Raw genomic sequence first — 16309 nt, 5'->3', positions numbered from 1 at the left:
TTGTTTAACCGGGGGATTTAAGCCGTTTTCTTCGCTGTGGGAGGAGAGAAATCCCGCATGCTTCAACCGGACCGAAGCGATGAAAACAAAAGGCGCGGAGTATTCAATAACGCGTGCAGGTGAAAAGGTAGGAGAGGGGGCCGCCGATCAGGTAAGCGTTATCCTGAATTCGGATGGTGTCTAACTGTAGCCAGGTACTGTCGGTAGAGTCTGGTTGACTGAAAGCAGCGAATTCACAGCTTATCGACTGACCCAGTTTTCCACACGTAGCCCAGGCACACGCTCAAATTCACGCACATTGTTCGTTACCAGTATCAAACCTGCTGACCGAGCATGACCCGCTAGCATGGCATCATATGGGCCGATGGGTGTTCCTTGTTTTGCCAGTTCCGCACGAATTTGGCCGGTATGTACGGCGGCGTCAAAACCGTAGTTTTGAACTTCCAGACGTGCAAAAAACCCTTCAATCACGGCGAGATTTTTTTCTGGGTTTACCGATTTCTCCGCACCATAGATCAGTTCCATCAGCGTGATAGAACTGATAGCAAACTGCCCGTAATGGCGATAGAAAGCGTCCCTGACTTCCTGCGGTTTGTTCTTGATGGTGTAAATACAAATATTGGTATCGAGCAGATATTTCAGCATCAGAAATCTTCCCTGACCTGATCATCAGGTTGCTCTCTGGTGATCATGAAGTCAGGCGTTACCCCATCCTCTTCGAACCAACTATCCCAGCTTTCGCCTGCTGGAGTAATGATACGTGTGCGACCAATCGCAACGATATCAACCTGCTTAACATCATCGGGCAGCGCAACGGCTTTAGGGAGCCGTACCGCCTGGCTGCGATTGCTTTTAAATACTGTAGTTTTCTCCATGGGAACCTCCGTGGATAAATTTTGTGCTATCGATAGCATAGATTATCAATGGGATATGTCAATGGGATATACCTATGTAACATGATTGGTTAATCACCTCGCCGCCAACATCCCCGGATAATGTTTGGCGATAATATCGTTCATCTGATCGATCAAGTCAGGACGCTTAAAGATGAGATGCCCGATGCCTTTCTGAAAGTAACGAACGCTGAAGAACTCATCCTCGTATTCCTGCTGATGCGGATTATCACGAATATGGTCCATCAGCCGGATGGTGACATCGCCCCGATTGTCGGGAATAGGTTTACCATCCAGCAGATAGAGCATACGTTCCAGAGCGGCCAGTTGATCGCGTCGCCAGCCCCAGTTCAGGCCAAAGCCCCAACGGTGGTATGTCACCAGATTACTGATGATGATTTTCTTACCGAAGTAGCAAGGGTGATTAGTTTTGTAATCCCAAGACAGCCCTTTGAATACGTTGATTACCCCGCGCTCGAATACCTCCTTCTTGCTCTGCTGTAATATTGAATCCGAACGGGAAAAACAGGCAGCCTAAATCAACCGGGGGTGCCAACTACCTTGACACTTACCGTTGGCTTAGCGGCATTGATCTGACGGGCGGTTAGCTTCATTTGGGGGTATCACTTCTATTGAACCTGCGAATACCCCCAAACATGCCCCCAAGTGAGGCTGGAACTCAAGAGACCACACTAGACCTTGGTAGCCCATACTGTAGAGGATAATGCTGATTTTAAAGGGAATTGTAGACTTTAAGAGACGTCAAAAGACGAAATTATGGTACGCCCTACAGGATTCGAACCTGTGACCTACGGCTTAGAAGGCCGTTGCTCTATCCAGCTGAGCTAAGGGCGCATTGCGCGAAAGCAAAAAGTGTGGCGGCTGCTTGTCACCACAGTGGGCAGGATTATACCCACACGTCCCGGTGAGTCAACGTATTGGCGCTGGATTTATACTATACGGTGAATACCTGTACAGCTTTGACGAGAGGGGGCTTTTCCCGGTGTGACTTTTTTGCACAATTGCGAGCGGTATCCACATAAGCTACACATAGCAATGAAAATTTCAGTTGTATCTTCTGGCCGCGTTCAGTAATTCTTTTCAAGTTATTAACGAGCGTATTCTGCGCCATGTGCTGTTGGTACACTATGCCCGCATTCGTTAGGTTTGGATGCGTGTGGGCTACTTTCACATGACGGTTCATTGTCCGGTCGTTTGTGAATCCGCTATTTTGTCGAACTTTGGAACCTTTTGATTTATGAACATTCTTTCATCCGCATTCTTGCGCGTTTGTTTGCTGGTAATGTTGATGCTGCCCGTTGGATATGTATCGGTAGCGAATGCGGAAACCGTTCCGGATCCGCAACCTGTGCAGACGGATGCGCCGGTAAAAATTAATGTTGATGCTGAATTGATCAAGCTGCAAAAACAATTAGATAACATCAAGCAGCAGGTTTCAGGCACAAATAACGACAGCAAATTCGGCGCCTTGAATGACACAACTCAGGAATTGGTGAATAGCGCCAATGAGCTTTCTAGTGCCGTGGTGCCGCAGCGCGCTCAAATTCAGGCTCAGTTGGATGTGTTAGGGCCGGCGCCGGAGTCCGGTTCAGGTATTAATGAAACCAGTGAAGTAACGCGTAAGCGAAACAATTTGAATGCGCAGAAAGCGAAAATGGATGCGCAAATTGAGCAGATTCAGGCTTTGCGCACCAGTGCGACCAATCTGTCTGCGCAAATTGTTACTCTGCGTCGTAATGCGCTGAAGACGCAGTTGGCATTGAATTCCGGCAGCATTCTTGGCGGGCGTTTCTGGGCGCCGATTGTCGCTCCGCAGGCCGAGGATGTTCGTCGTCTGAGCGCCTTTCAGGATCAGTTAAGCGATGCCTTTGTTGCAGCCTGGGAGCCGGACTGGCGTTATGGTTCTGTCTTCCTGATTCTGATCGCCATAGCCATGGGTTCCGCAGGGCGCCGCTATCTGGAGAAATATCTGGCCTGGGCGGGCATTCACTGGCTGCCGGAAGGGCGTCTGCGCAGGAGTTTTCTCGCTACGGCGTCGGTGATCTCCACCGTACTGACGATCGGTATTGCCGTGAATCTGATCGACATTACCTTGACGCGCCACGGTGAGGCCTCAGAGCGCGTTGTATCGTTCCTTGATTCAATGGTAAGACAGGCCATTTTCTGTGCGATGATAGCCGGGCTGGGCAGGGCCTTTTTGTCAAACCAGCGCCCTTCATGGCGCCTGCCTGCGATTGCTAATCCGGTGGCTCAGGCCATGAAGCCGTTCCCAGTGGTTGCCGCCGTACTCATTCTGATTTTCGGGTTTATTGAACAAATCACGGTGACAGTGGGGACGTCGGTTGCCGCGACGATTATGGTAAACGGTCTGTCCGCTCTGTTTTTAGCGCTGACCGCGGGGACAATCGCGCTGAAAAGCGATCAGATTCGTCGACAGATGGTGCATTCCGGGGAGCAACCGGAAGCGCGTTCGACGCTGTCCGGCATTATCCATCTTGCCGTCTTGGCGACATCGTTTACCGTCTTGGTATCGCTGATTATCGGTTATATCTCGCTGGCCCGTTTTCTGACGTTTGAGCTGGTATGGATTGGCATGGTGTTCTCCTGTCTGTACTTGTTTTCGACGTTTATTACGGACATCTGTGAAAGTGTTTTCTCCCCGAATAATGCCAGCGGCAAGCGGATTAAAAATTCGCTCAACTTAGACGATCGGCATTTAGCTCAGGCGACATCGCTCCTGTCGGCCTGCGGCAAGGTCTTTTTAATTCTGATGGCGGCCGTCGCTTTACTTAACGGGACATTTGGCACGACGACACCGCTGGAGCTCATCCAGAAAGCGGTTGAAATTTGGGGTGGGAAAGGGCTGGAAACATTGAGCATTGTGCCTGCTCATCTGGTCAACGCCGTGCTCTTCCTGGCGATAGGCATTTACGTTTTACGATCGTCAAAACGCTGGCTGGAGGACGAATTTCTTCCTAAAACCACGCTGGAGCGGGGTATCCGCGCCTCGCTGGTCACGCTGTTCAGCAATATCGGTTATATCCTGATTATCCTGCTGACGCTGGCGACGCTGGGGATCCAATGGAACAAGCTGGCATGGATTGTCAGTGCGCTGTCGGTGGGGATTGGTTTTGGCTTGCAGGAGATCGTGAAGAATTTTATTTCGGGCTTAATTTTGTTGACCGAGCGGCCCGTGAAAGTCGGGGATTCGGTGAGCATCAGCGGTGTGGAAGGCGACATTCGCCGGATTAACGTCCGCGCCACGGAAATTCAACTGAGCGACCGTTCCACGGTGATTGTGCCAAACTCGCAGTTTATCTCACAAAATGTGCGCAACATTACGATGGGGAATCCGTATGGGGTGGCGACGCTGGCGCTGACATTCCCGCTGGATATTGATCCTGAAGAAGTTCGCGCGCTTCTGCTGGAGGCGTATATCAACCATGATGCCATCCTTGAATCGCCTGCTCCGTCAGTGAAGTTCAGTCAGTTGAATCCGACGGGCATGGTGCTGAGCGTCACGGGTTATGTGAGTAGCCCCAGAATGGTGTCGGAAGCTAAAAGCGACCTGTTGTTTGAAATCATTAAACGTTTGCGGGCGTCGAATATTCCGCTGGTCGTGCCGCAGAAAATGGTGCTGGAAAATACCGGTCTGTCGCTGCCTGACGGTAGCGTGATTGACGATAAATAACGCTCTGGCTTCACCGCTATCCGATATCGTTTGGATAACGGTGAAGCCGTCCCGGTTGATGATGCGTGATTATTTCCCCTGTTGTTTAATCATATCGAGATAGATTTCGCGTAGCCGTAAGGTGATGCGCCCCGGCTTGCCGTCGCCAATGCTTTTTCCATCCAGCGTCACAACAGGAAGGACGAACTGAGTGGCGGAACTGAGAAAAATTTCTTTGGCGTGATACGCCTCTTCCGGCGTAAAACTGCGTTCTTCCAGCTTGATCCCATCCTGTTCTGCAAGCCGGAGCAACGACTGGCGCGTAATACCGGGCAGGATGGCATTGCTGAGTGGCCGGGTCACCACCGTATCGTCGTGCAGGACGAGATAGCAATTGCAGGAGCTGCCTTCGGTAATGAAGCCATCCTCGACAAAGAAAGCGTCGTCAGCGTGTTTGGCATGAGCGTATTCTTTCGCCAGACTGGCGGCGAGCAGGCTGACGGTTTTGATATCCCGGCGATGCCAGCGGATCTCCTCGGTGGTGACAACGTGTAGGCCGGTTGCGACCTTCGGGTTATTGACCAGCGATCGCGCCTGAGTGAATAAAACCAGCGTAGGTTTGACCTCAGTAGAGGGGAACAAAAAGTCGCGATCGCCTGCATTGCCGCGGCTAATCTGTAAATAGATCGCCCCTTCTTTCAGGTTATTTTTGTCTATCAGCTCATCATGAATCTTTTTTAGTTCCCCGGGCGCGACAGGCAACGAGAGAGAGAGTTCGCGACAGGAGCGCTGAAGACGGAGGATGTGATCGCTGAAATCAACCAGATGGCCATCAATGACTGAGGTGACTTCATAGACAGCATCGGCAAACAGGAAACCGCGGTCGAATACTGAAATTTTTGCTTCACTTTCTTTTAGGTACTGCCCATCGACATAAACTTGACGTTGCATCACAACACTCCTTAATCGTTGCTTAATGCGGTTAACGCGCGCTATCCCCACAATAATGCGTCGGGCGGTAAGATTTCGCTATCGTTATAGTGCAACCCATTATGACGATCGCGCTGCAAGAGTAGCGGGCCGTCCAGATCAACAAGAGCGGCGCCCTGTGCCACCACAAAGGCGGGTGCCATGGAGAGCGAGGTGCTAACCATGCAGCCAACCATAATTTTTAAGCCTTGAGCCAGCGCAAGACGCCGCAGACGCAGCGCTTCCGTCAGGCCGCCGGTTTTATCCAGTTTGATATTGATCATGTCATAGCGCCCTGAAAGCGGAAGCAACGACGGGGTATCGTGACAGGACTCATCGGCGCAGACAGGAATCGGGCGGGGCAGTTCCGCCAGCACATCATCGCTGCCCGCCGGAAAAGGTTGTTCGATCATGGTGACGCCGAGCGTGACAAGTTCAGGAACCAGCGACAGATAGCGCCGGACATCCCATCCTTCATTGGCATCTACGACCAGACGCACCAAGGGGGCGCCGGCGCGCACAGCGGCGACTCTTGCCAGGTCGTCTGCATCCGCCAGTTTTAATTTGAGCAGAGGGCGATGGGCATGTTGTATCGCGGCCTGCCGCATCCGTTCAGGGGTATCGAGTGATAGCGTATAAGCGGTTTCCAGCGACGCTGGCGCAGGATAATTCAGGCGCTGCCAGATGCGTTGCTGATGCTGTTTGCATTCCAGATCCCAGAACGCACAGTCCAGCGCATTGCGCGCCGCGCCCGCAGGCAAGCGGTGCTGTAACGCTTCCCGATCCAGACCGTTACGCAGATCGCTATGTAATGAGGCAATTTGATCCATAACGCTGGCGAGCGATTCCCCGTAACGGGAATAGGGTACGCATTCGCCGCAGCCGATAACGTTGCCGGTGCGGAGCGTCACCACGATGACGTCTGCCTGATGTTTGCTGCCGCGCGAAAGGGTGAATGCGCCTCGTATCGGCCAACTCTCGGTGCAATATCGTATCTCGATCATAAGTGTATTCCCGGATTCGGCATCCCGTGTCTTTGCAATATCTCTGCGCCTCTGGCGCGTATGTGCTGACCATAAAGTTTACTCCCTCTTTTGGGACGAGAGTTGCATTTTTCGCGGCTTCAACAATCAGTTAAGGCAGGAGAAAATTTCCGGACGGGCTATCGACAGGATGAATGAACTGGGATAGCTTAAATGATGCCCCGTTCAGGGGCCACGTCGCTCGGACGGTCCGGGCGCTGACGTTCATTTGAGGAAATTATGGCTGATTCTACTTCCCCTCGCCGTTTTACACGTATCGATCGTCTCCCTCCGTATGTTTTTAATATCACCGCTGAATTAAAAATGGCTGCGCGTCGGCGCGGCGAAGACATTATTGATTTCAGCATGGGGAACCCGGATGGGCCAACACCGCCCCATATTGTGGAAAAGCTTTGCACGGTTGCGCAGCGCGAAGACACCCACGGCTATTCGACATCACGAGGGATCCCACGTTTACGGCGTGCGATTTCTCGCTGGTATGCCGAACGCTATGAGGTGGATATCGATCCTGAAAGCGAAGCGATTGTCACCATTGGCTCTAAAGAGGGGCTGGCGCATCTGATGCTGGCCACGTTGGACCACGGCGATACGGTTCTGGTGCCGAATCCCAGCTACCCGATTCACATCTACGGCGCAGTGATTGCCGGCGCTCAGGTGCGCTCTGTGCCGCTGGTGGAGGGGGTAGATTTTTTTAATGAGCTGGAACGCGCAATCCGGGAGAGTATCCCAAAGCCGAAAATGATGATCCTCGGTTTTCCATCGAACCCGACGGCACAGTGCGTCGAGCTGGATTTCTTCGAACGTGTGGTCGCGCTGGCGAAACAGTACGGCGTGTTGGTGATCCACGATTTGGCCTATGCCGATATCGTTTATGACGGTTGGAAAGCGCCGTCGATCATGCAGGTTCCCGGCGCGAAGGAGATTGCGGTAGAGTTTTTCACGTTGTCGAAAAGCTACAACATGGCGGGCTGGCGTATCGGCTTTATGGTCGGCAACCCTGAACTGGTGAGCGCATTAGCGCGGATTAAAAGTTATCACGATTACGGGACGTTTACGCCGTTGCAAGTGGCGGCGATTGCCGCGCTGGAAGGCGATCAGCAATGCGTGAAAGATATTGCCGAACAGTATCGCCAGCGGCGTAATGTGCTGGTTCGTGGGCTGCACGAGGCCGGTTGGATGGTCGATGAGCCGAAAGCGTCAATGTACGTCTGGGCGAAAATTCCCGACGCCTATGCGCATTTGGGGTCGCTGGAGTTCGCCAAACGCTTACTGTCGGAAGCGAAGGTGTGCGTATCGCCCGGTATCGGTTTTGGTGATTATGGTGATACCCACGTCCGATTCGCTTTAATTGAAAATCAGGATCGCATTCGTCAGGCGGTGCGCGGTATTAAGGCGATGTTCCGTGCGGATGGTATTTTGGCGCCGGCCAAGGGCTCATCCGCGAAGGGGATGTCAGCCTGATCTTCGCCGCTCGCGGAAAGCACTCCGGGAGCGGCGTAAACATGCCGTGACAGCGCCTTATCATTTGTTAGAATGCCTCCCGTTAATCTCAATCAGGATGAGTATCATGTTGTTATCTTTGTCTCAATATTCTGCGTTAACGCTGTTGTGCGTTACGTTGGTAGGGTGTCAGCAAACGGGGACGTCTGCTCACAAGGGAACGGTGGTGGGTCAGCCTTCTGCGGTAACGGTTTCTTCTAACGATCAATTAAATCAACTGGCATCGCTGGTGGCAGGCACGCGATATCTCCAAACGCAGTGCAGCCGCAGCGATCTCCCTGATGATGCCACCATTGTTAATGTGGCGTCAGCCGTAGCGACACAGAGAGGGTGGAAGACGGTGAATGACCAGGCTTTAACGCAGCGGAGTGAAAGCCTGTATCAGGGGCTGTTGAAAGACAGTACGCCAAAGGCGACGCAGTGTTCAGCGTTTAACCGCACGTTAATGCCGTTTATTGATGACATCCGCAATTATCGTTAAGGCGTCGACTCACCATTCTCATCGTCGGCGGAATATTCACGCTCCTTGAATTTTCCGCCCGGCCAGTCCTCCAGCGCTTCCAGAATAAACGCCTCGCCCTCAACGCTGAAAATCGTCATATCATGCTGAATCTGTTCAATAATCAACCCTTCGACGGGGACGTCGCCTTCATGGAATTGCTGACCATTAAGCGTAATGCTGCGTTTTGCCTCGTCCGAGGTATAAACATGGGCGCTGTAGGTGAGCGGCGGAATATCACCATCGCGAATGGCGGGGAGCGGCAGCATGGCTTTTTTCTCCGGAGGCGCTGGCGTATCCTCAGGCGCGTTTTTTTCAGGCAGGGTCAACGCTGATGCCGACGTCGTTTGTTCGCCTGAGGTCGGTAAAGCGGAAGCGTGAGTGATCTGTGAGGATATCGCACATGCCGCGCTGCCCCAGCGCTGGTGGCTGAACCAGCCGAGCGCGATAAAAAGCAGGGCATAAATGATCATCAGATAGCCCGGTACCGGGTATTTGGTCAGCAGCGCTGGCTGTGAAGAGACGGGTGCGTTATCCATGCGCGAATCCTTAAAGGGTTGTCCTGATGTTGTTGTCTGTCCGAATGCGGGCGCCAACGTCCGTGCTGATTGAGTCCGGCTGATAACATCATAAACGAAAGTCAGGCCGTCGGAGGCGTTCGTTTTCCTTTTATTTTGTAATATCGGAAAGATTAAAACGGATTTTCCCGGTTGTGTGACCCGCATTAATTTTTATTAAAAATAATTTTAATCATAATAATAAAGAATGAAATATTGATGCGAGTCGCAAAAAAAACGTATGAATTTGATTTGATGAAACTACGTTTTATAATTTCGGTTATATTGTTTCTTTTTTGTTTGTTGGCGTCAAAAGATAACCTTAAAATAGTCAGGTTGCGATCTATTTTTTTAAATGTTCAGTATTGATTGCTAACGTTTCACCACGTGTTCCTGCTTTTTATCTGCAGGCAATGCGACGGGCAGGCGTTAAATTATAAAAAATGAATTTTAGAATAGGCAATTAATAATGCAGGGCGTTGTATGGGGGTTTTTATTATTTAACCATGCCAGAGAAAAGGATTCTCCGCGGCGATGACTCGGGCGTTGCACTTTTACCGATGGAGAACCCCTGCGCTCATGAGCCTCTGCTGTTTGGCAAGCCGATTGCGCACCAGGCGGCTTGCCGGATATCGACGATGACGCAGTAAACCTTCTGTCCAATAACGGTCACGATGCGGTCATCACGCTGTCGCATGGTGAAAGATATCGGGCACCATAAGAGTAAAAATACAGGAATGCTTATGACTTATTTATTACCTCGTACTCGCCTGACGCTCTGTGCGGCATTTATCCTGAGTGGTCTGATTGCCGGATGCAGCGATAGCGACTCAACGCCGAATGTGGGGGTTGATCGCGCCGCCGCGCCCCAGAATCTGAAAGTGCCAACGCTGGCTTATGATGATGAAAGCGTGGTTCTGGTTTGGGAAAAGCCAGAAAAACCCGCGGCCGTTATTAAGGATTACCACGTTTATATGAATGGAACGCTTCTGGGCGGGACGATTGAGAATCAGAACGCGCACTCGCCGGCGAAGCCCTACATCGATAATTTCTACAATACGATAGATAGCGCCAACTGGCATGTCCGCGTCAGTTTCCATAATTTTAAGGTGACGAAACTGTCGCCGGAAACGGAATACCGCTTTACGGTTCGCGCGGTTTATGAGGATGGAAAAGAATCGGCTGACAGTGAAGCGGTTGTTCAGAAGACCACGGCGACACCAGCGACATTGAATGTGACCAACTATGGCGCGAAAGGGGATGGTGTAACGAACGATACGCTGGCGATTCAGAAAGCGATTGACGACTGTACCCCGGCGGCGTATCCGAAAGGCTGTAAGGTCGTGGTTGACGGGGGAACGTTTAAAACTGGTGCGCTGTTCCTGCACAGCGATATGACGTTTGAAGTTGCAAAGGGTGCGACGCTGCTCGGTTCGGACAACGGGGACGATTACCCACTGGCACGCGGCTACTTCCTCTACCCGTATACTTCGCCCACGTTGCCGAAGCGTCCGCCCTCGCTGATTAACGTACTTGAAGGAAATGATAAAGGCAGCAGCCACGCCGGTACGTTCAGGAATATTCGTATCGTCGGGCAGGGTACCATTGATGGCAACGGCTGGACGCGCGGTGTTAAAATCGACGACGATAACATTAATGAAACTGATGAATTAAACAACGTATTGCCGCTCTATCGCGCGAGCAAAGCCGCAAATGTTGCTCGCGATGGCATACTGGCGAAAGACCAGACGGCCAAAGCGCTTGCCGAAGGAATGTTGCTGGATGAGGCGTATAAAAATCGGCGCTCCAGCCTGATGACGCTACGCGGCGTCAGCAATCTGTATCTGGAGGGGCTGACGATCCTGAATCCCGCGTTTCACGGCGTGATGGTCCTGGAATCTGAAAATGTGGCGATGAATGCGCTGGCGCATACGACGTATGATGCCAATAATGCCGATGGTATCGAGTTTGGTAATAGCCAAAATGTTATGGTATTCAATAACTTTTTTGATACTGGTGATGACAGCGTAAACTTTGCGGCAGGGTACGGCGCCGAAGTGGCGACGCGGGGGCAACAAGCGCAAAGCGGCGCCTGGATCTTCAATAACTACTTCCGGCGCGGACATGGCGCGATCGTCACGGGGAGCCATACCGGCGCCTGGATTGAAAAAATTGTTGCTGAAGATAATGTCATGTACAAGACGGATGTTGGCTTGCGCATGAAGAGTCGCCCTTATTATGGCGGCGGCTCGCGTGACGTGGTATTCCGAAATAATGCGATGCGTGATATTGTCAAAGAACCGTTTGTGTTCACCATCAAATATAAAGCCGATGTGAACGATACCCAGCCCGCGGCCGCCCCCGCGCAGTTCCGCGATGTGACGGTTGCCAACGTTACTGTCGATGGTTCAGCGAATAAAAACAGCATCCTGGTTGATGGCATGACCGTTGCTGAAATGGCAGAGGCTTATGGGTTCTCTTTCGGACGTGATGCTTACCATCAAGGCTTTCACTTTGAAAATGTCAAATTCAAAGGGACAAAAGCCACGTTAATCACATTCCTGAAGAACAGCGAATTTAAGAATGTCATTTTTGAGGATGTACCGGGAGCCTGGAATTTCGCGCATGTCGAAAATATCAGGCTGGAAGACCGTGTAAATAAGGATGCCGCGCTGACGACCGACGGTGATGAAACCATCACCCGGGAAGCCGCAACGGAATAAGGCATTTCCCCTGCGCCAGCGGGCGTGGGGGATATTATGGATGATGATTTATGGCACGCTCGCAAGCGTTAAAATACCCGTCTTTTCATTCGCTGCTCATCACACTCCGGTCACTGCCAGCGCCACTGATTCGACGCGTCGTGTTGGGGATAATTTTGCTGCTGATCTGCCAGCAATTAGCCGTACTGACATGGCGTGTTCTTTTGCCTGATCGCTCACCGATTACCAGCGTTTCGGTCACGCCAGCGCAGGCAAAAGAACAGCCCGCCGCGCCGCACGATTTCACCCTATTCGGGCATGCGTCCGTGACGGACCCCGCCGCCGTTTCTGGCGGCGCGCTATCCGGCGAGATCCCCTCTACCTCACTCAATATCAGCCTGACCGGCGTGTTGGCGAGCGAAGACGCCAGCCGTTCGATCGCCATTATCGCTAAAGATAGTCAGCAATATAGCCGCGGGGTGGGTGATGCGGTGCCGGGCTATGAAGCTAACGTTGTGACTATCTCTGCCGATCGAGTCGTGATCCGCTATCAAGGGCGCTACGAAGCGCTGCATTTGTATCAGGAAGAACACGTGCCCGACGGAAATGCGCCGCGTGCTTCCGGCGCATTCAGCCAATTGAAAGAAGAACGCCAAAAATCCCCGGTAACGGTGCTGGATTACCTCTCTATTTCTCCCGTCACGGAAGAAGAGGTGCTGAAAGGCTATCAGTTAAATCCGGGGAAAAATCCCGACCTTTTCTACCGCGCAGGCTTGCAGGATCACGATCTCGCCGTGTCATTAAACGGCATGGATTTACGCGATGAGGATCAGGCGCGGCAGGCGGTGGCGCAATTGGCAGGGATGAACAAATTCAATTTGACCATCGAACGTGATGGTCAGCGGCAAGAGATATATCTGGCACTGGATGGAGACCACTAATTTGTTTAGCAAGGAACAGGGATTTTTTAACTATAAAAACCGATGGCTTGATCATGTGCGCCGTAAAAGCCTGTTATGGCTCGGTGGGGGGGTTTTGCTGATGGCGTCGTCATTCGCCGTGAGCGCCGAATTCTCCGCCAGTTTTAAGGGTACGGATATTCAGGAGTTTATTAATACCGTCAGTAAGAACCTGAACAAAACCGTCATTATCGATCCGTCGGTGAGCGGAACCATCACCGTACGCAGCTATGACATGATGAATGAAGAACAGTATTACCAGTTCTTTCTGAGCGTGCTGGATGTGTATGGGTTTACGGTTATTCCGATGGATAACAACGTATTGAAAATTATTCGCTCGAAGGATGCGAAATCTACGTCCATGCCGTTGGCCAGCGATGAGCAGCCGGGGGTTGGTGATGAAGTCGTTACGCGCGTCGTGCCGGTTAACAACGTAGCCGCGCGCGACCTGGCGCCGCTGTTGCGCCAGTTGAATGATAACGCCGGGGCGGGGAGCGTGGTGCATTATGAACCCTCGAACGTGTTGCTGATGACCGGGAGAGCCGGGGTGATCAAGCGGCTGATGGCGATTGTCGAGCGGGTGGATAAAACCGGCGATCGGAATGTCATCAGCGTGCCTCTGTCTTACGCGTCTTCGGCGGACGTGGTGAAGATGGTGAATGAACTGAACAAGATGGACGAAAAAACCGCTTTGCCGGGCATGTTGACCGCCAATGTGGTCGCCGATGAACGAACCAACTCGGTGCTGGTGCGCGGAGAGCCCAATTCGCGCCAGCGCGTCATCGATATGATCAAACAGCTCGATCGCCAGCAGGCGGTGCAGGGCAATACCAAGGTCATCTATCTCAAGTACGCCAAAGCCGCCGATCTGGTGGAGGTGCTCACCGGTGTCGGCGACAGTATCCAGACCGACCAGCAAAATGCGCTGCCCGCGCTGCGCAAAGATATTTCAATTAAGGCGCACGAACAGACCAACTCGCTGATCGTGAATGCCGCGCCCGATATCATGCGCGATCTGGAGCAGGTCATCACGCAGTTGGATATCCGTCGTCCGCAGGTCTTGGTCGAAGCGATCATCGCGGAAGTGCAGGACGCCGACGGGATGAACCTGGGGATTCAGTGGTCGAACAAAAATGCGGGAATGACGCAGTTTACCAATACCGGTCTGCCTATTTCGACCATGGTCATGGGCGCCGATCAGTATCGGCAGGGTGGGACGGTAAGCAATGCCGCGACCAGCGCGTTGAACAGTTTTAACGGGATCGCCGCGGGTTTCTATCAGGGAAACTGGAGCATGTTGCTGACGGCGATCTCCAGCAATAGCAAAAACGATATTCTGGCGACGCCCAGTATTGTGACGCTGGATAACATGGAAGCCACCTTTAACGTCGGTCAGGAAGTTCCCGTATTGGCGGGTTCACAAACGACGTCCGGTGACAATATTTTCCAAACGGTGGAACGCAAAACAGTCGGGATCAAACTGAAGGTGAAGCCGCAAATTAATGAAGGCGATGCGGTACTGCTGGAGATCGAACAGGAGGTGTCCAGCGTGGCGGATTCAGCCTCCAGCGGCAGTTCGGATCTTGGCGCAACCTTCAACACGCGAACGGTGAGTAACGCGGTGCTGGTCAGCAGCGGGGAAACCGTCGTTGTTGGCGGGCTGCTGGATAAAAGCTCGCGTGAAACCGCCGATAAAGTTCCCCTGCTGGGGGATATTCCTCTTCTCGGCTATTTGTTCCGCTCAAATAGTCGACAGATGTCAAAACGCAACCTGATGCTGTTTATCCGACCTTCTATCATCCGCGATCGCAGTCAATATCAAAGCGCCTCCGTCAGTAAGTACCGCGCGTTCAGCGATGAACAAGAACAGCAGCGTGATGTTCAACGCGGCGAAGGGACGTTAAGCAACGACTTACTACGTCTGCCTGAGGGGGGGAACGCCTACACGTTTCGTCAGGTGCAGGCGTCCATCGCGGCATTTTACCCGGCGGGGGGGAAATGAGCGACATTGCCTCTTCCGCCATGGAGTCACGTCCCCTGCTGCCTTTCGCCTATGCGCGGGCGCAGCAAATCCTGTTGCTGCAAAAGGAGAATGACGCGAGCTTGCAGACGATTTGCGTCGCGCAGACCTCGCCGGCTGCCTTGTTGGAAGCGCGTCGGATTGCCGGGTGTTCGCTCAGGATTGAGCGAGTCACCGAAGACGAATTCGAACGGCAGCTTGTCATGAGCTATCAGCGCGATTCGGAAGAGGCGCGACGTCTGATGGAGGACATCGGCAATGAGATGGATTTCTATACGCTGGCGGAAGAGCTCCCGGACAGCGATGATTTGCTCGATGCGGACGACGACGCGCCGATTATTCGCCTGATCAACGCGATGTTGACTGAGGCGATTAAAAATAAAGCATCGGATATCCATATTGAAACCTATGAGCGCTATTTGCTGATCCGCTTTCGTGTGGATGGCGTATTGCGCGAAATTCTGCGCCCGCAGCGTAAGCTGGCGTCGCTGTTGGTATCGCGTATTAAAGTCATGGCCAAGTTGGATATCGCGGAAAAGCGTATTCCGCAAGACGGGCGTATGGCGTTGCGGGTTGGCGGGCGGGCGATTGACGTCCGCGTCTCAACGTTGCCTTCAAACTACGGTGAACGAGTGGTGCTGCGCTTGCTGGATAAAAACAGCGTCAAGCTCGATCTTGAACTGTTGGGCATGTCGCAAAGCAATCGGCAGCGGCTGGACAGCCTGATCCATCGACCGCATGGCATTATTCTGGTAACCGGCCCGACAGGTTCGGGAAAAAGCACCACGCTCTATGCCGCGCTTAGCCGACTGAACGCCGCGGAGCGCAATATCATGACGGTGGAAGATCCCATCGAATATGAACTGGAAGGCATCGGGCAAACGCAGGTGAACCCCAAGGTGGATATGACGTTTGCCCGCGGGCTGCGCGCTATTTTGCGTCAGGACCCGGACGTGGTGCTGGTTGGGGAGATCCGCGATGGTGAAACGGCGCAGATTGCGGTTCAGGCATCGCTGACCGGGCATCTCGTTTTATCGACACTGCATACCAACAGCGCGCTGGGCGCGCTTTCTCGTTTGCAGGACATGGGCGTCGAGCCGTTCCTGCTGTCAACCTCGTTGCTGGGCGTATTAGCACAACGTCTGGTCAGAACGCTGTGCCCTGACTGTCGCCAGCCGCTTCCCGTTGAGCCCGCACAGGCTAAGCAGATGGGGATCGCACCCGGTACGTTGTTGCAGAGCCCCGTTGGCTGCTCACAGTGTAGTTTTACCGGCTACCGGGGGCGAATTGGGATCCATGAACTGGTGTTGATCAATGATGATGTTCGCGCCGCGATCCATCGTCGTGATGGCGAAGTCGCGATTGCACAGATGCTGGGGGCGAGTCGGACGACAATCCGTCAGGACGGATTGGACAAGGTACTGGCGGGGCTTACTACCTGGGAAGAAGTGGTCCGCGTAACCAAAGAGGAATGAC

Annotated in this window: 12 protein-coding genes, 1 tRNA gene and 1 pseudogene; 7 read left to right on the top strand and 7 right to left on the bottom strand. The window is 52.8% G+C overall.

What is annotated here, in order from left to right:
• Window positions 1-240: 240 nt before the first annotated feature.
• The 4 genes and pseudogenes from vapC to EDC54_RS08235 form a co-directional block, all read right to left on the bottom strand.
• Window positions 241-645, bottom strand: coding sequence for a type II toxin-antitoxin system tRNA(fMet)-specific endonuclease VapC (gene vapC, locus EDC54_RS08250; protein ID WP_132455038.1), 405 nt, complete (start codon window positions 643-645; stop codon window positions 241-243).
• A complete protein-coding gene (vapB, locus tag EDC54_RS08245; protein WP_132455036.1) occupies window positions 645-875 on the bottom strand; it encodes a type II toxin-antitoxin system VapB family antitoxin in 231 nt (76 codons plus the stop codon). The genes vapC and vapB overlap by 1 nt, the downstream gene beginning before the upstream one ends.
• A 93-nt stretch (window positions 876-968) precedes the next feature.
• Window positions 969-1397: pseudogene (locus EDC54_RS08240) on the bottom strand (DUF4942 domain-containing protein); the annotation flags it as partial.
• Between the two features lie 274 nt (window positions 1398-1671).
• A tRNA-Arg gene (locus tag EDC54_RS08235) sits at window positions 1672-1748 on the bottom strand.
• A 403-nt stretch (window positions 1749-2151) separates the two neighbouring features.
• On the opposite strand from EDC54_RS08235, the gene EDC54_RS08230 reads away from it, so the two are divergent.
• Window positions 2152-4605 carry a DUF3772 domain-containing protein gene (locus EDC54_RS08230; protein WP_132455034.1) on the top strand — a complete coding sequence of 818 codons (2454 nt, stop codon included), beginning with the start codon at window positions 2152-2154 and terminating at the stop codon, window positions 4603-4605.
• A gap of 69 nt (window positions 4606-4674) precedes the next feature.
• Here EDC54_RS08230 and EDC54_RS08225 read toward each other — a convergent pair whose 3' ends face one another.
• Together EDC54_RS08225 and dgcA are read right to left on the bottom strand one after the other, a co-directional pair.
• Window positions 4675-5535: a D-amino-acid transaminase gene (locus EDC54_RS08225; RefSeq protein WP_132455032.1), complete on the bottom strand. Its 861-nt coding sequence runs from the start codon at window positions 5533-5535 to the stop codon at window positions 4675-4677.
• A 41-nt stretch (window positions 5536-5576) separates the two neighbouring features.
• Entirely contained in the window at window positions 5577-6557 is a 981-nt protein-coding gene (dgcA, locus tag EDC54_RS08220; protein ID WP_132455030.1) for an N-acetyl-D-Glu racemase DgcA, read from the bottom strand.
• A 258-nt stretch (window positions 6558-6815) separates the two neighbouring features.
• Between dgcA and alaC the strand changes: the two genes are divergently transcribed.
• Window positions 6816-8057, top strand: coding sequence for an alanine transaminase (gene alaC, locus EDC54_RS08215; RefSeq protein ID WP_132455028.1), 1242 nt, complete (start codon window positions 6816-6818; stop codon window positions 8055-8057).
• Window positions 8058-8163: 106 nt separating this feature from the next.
• Window positions 8164-8577 carry a type II secretion system pilot lipoprotein GspS gene (gene gspS / locus EDC54_RS08210; RefSeq protein WP_132455026.1) on the top strand — a complete coding sequence of 138 codons (414 nt, stop codon included), beginning with the start codon at window positions 8164-8166 and terminating at the stop codon, window positions 8575-8577.
• Here the strand turns inward: gspS and gspB are convergent.
• Window positions 8574-9134 carry a type II secretion system assembly factor GspB gene (gene gspB, locus EDC54_RS08205; RefSeq protein WP_132455024.1) on the bottom strand — a complete coding sequence of 187 codons (561 nt, stop codon included), beginning with the start codon at window positions 9132-9134 and terminating at the stop codon, window positions 8574-8576. The genes gspS and gspB overlap by 4 nt on opposite strands.
• A gap of 761 nt (window positions 9135-9895) precedes the next feature.
• On the opposite strand from gspB, the gene EDC54_RS08200 reads away from it, so the two are divergent.
• The 4 genes from EDC54_RS08200 to gspE all read left to right on the top strand — a co-directional run bounded on the left by EDC54_RS08200 (window position 9896) and on the right by gspE (window position 16308).
• A complete protein-coding gene (locus EDC54_RS08200) occupies window positions 9896-11875 on the top strand; it encodes a glycosyl hydrolase family 28 protein (RefSeq protein ID WP_132455022.1) in 1980 nt (659 codons plus the stop codon).
• A gap of 50 nt (window positions 11876-11925) precedes the next feature.
• Window positions 11926-12795, top strand: a complete 870-nt coding sequence (gene gspC, locus EDC54_RS08195) for a type II secretion system protein GspC (protein WP_132455020.1) — start codon at window positions 11926-11928, stop codon at window positions 12793-12795.
• Between the two features lie 100 nt (window positions 12796-12895).
• A complete protein-coding gene (gene gspD, locus EDC54_RS08190) occupies window positions 12896-14815 on the top strand; it encodes a type II secretion system secretin GspD (RefSeq protein WP_196238444.1) in 1920 nt (639 codons plus the stop codon).
• Window positions 14812-16308: a type II secretion system ATPase GspE gene (gene gspE, locus EDC54_RS08185; RefSeq protein WP_132455016.1), complete on the top strand. Its 1497-nt coding sequence runs from the start codon at window positions 14812-14814 to the stop codon at window positions 16306-16308. Before gspD ends, gspE begins: the two co-directional genes overlap by 4 nt.
• The last annotated feature ends 1 nt before the right edge of the window (window position 16309 follow it).

The organism is Samsonia erythrinae (assembly GCF_004342665.1).
Lineage (GTDB): Bacteria > Pseudomonadota > Gammaproteobacteria > Enterobacterales > Enterobacteriaceae > Samsonia > Samsonia erythrinae.
This window is presented reverse-complemented; position numbering and strand designations above follow the sequence as displayed.

Bases quoted from the DNA above. Each gene is read 5' to 3' on its own strand.
- vapC (WP_132455038.1), bottom strand. From the start codon at position 645: ATGCTGAAATATCTGCTCGATACCAATATTTGTATTTACACCATCAAG.
- vapB (WP_132455036.1), bottom strand. From the start codon at position 875: ATGGAGAAAACTACAGTATTTAAAAGCAATCGCAGCCAGGCGGTACGG.
- EDC54_RS08230 (WP_132455034.1), top strand. From the start codon at position 2,152: ATGAACATTCTTTCATCCGCATTCTTGCGCGTTTGTTTGCTGGTAATG.
- EDC54_RS08225 (WP_132455032.1), bottom strand. From the start codon at position 5,535: ATGCAACGTCAAGTTTATGTCGATGGGCAGTACCTAAAAGAAAGTGAA.
- dgcA (WP_132455030.1), bottom strand. From the start codon at position 6,557: ATGATCGAGATACGATATTGCACCGAGAGTTGGCCGATACGAGGCGCA.
- alaC (WP_132455028.1), top strand. From the start codon at position 6,816: ATGGCTGATTCTACTTCCCCTCGCCGTTTTACACGTATCGATCGTCTC.
- gspS (WP_132455026.1), top strand. From the start codon at position 8,164: ATGTTGTTATCTTTGTCTCAATATTCTGCGTTAACGCTGTTGTGCGTT.
- gspB (WP_132455024.1), bottom strand. From the start codon at position 9,134: ATGGATAACGCACCCGTCTCTTCACAGCCAGCGCTGCTGACCAAATAC.
- EDC54_RS08200 (WP_132455022.1), top strand. From the start codon at position 9,896: ATGACTTATTTATTACCTCGTACTCGCCTGACGCTCTGTGCGGCATTT.
- gspC (WP_132455020.1), top strand. From the start codon at position 11,926: ATGGCACGCTCGCAAGCGTTAAAATACCCGTCTTTTCATTCGCTGCTC.
- gspD (WP_196238444.1), top strand. From the start codon at position 12,896: ATGGCGTCGTCATTCGCCGTGAGCGCCGAATTCTCCGCCAGTTTTAAG.
- gspE (WP_132455016.1), top strand. From the start codon at position 14,812: ATGAGCGACATTGCCTCTTCCGCCATGGAGTCACGTCCCCTGCTGCCT.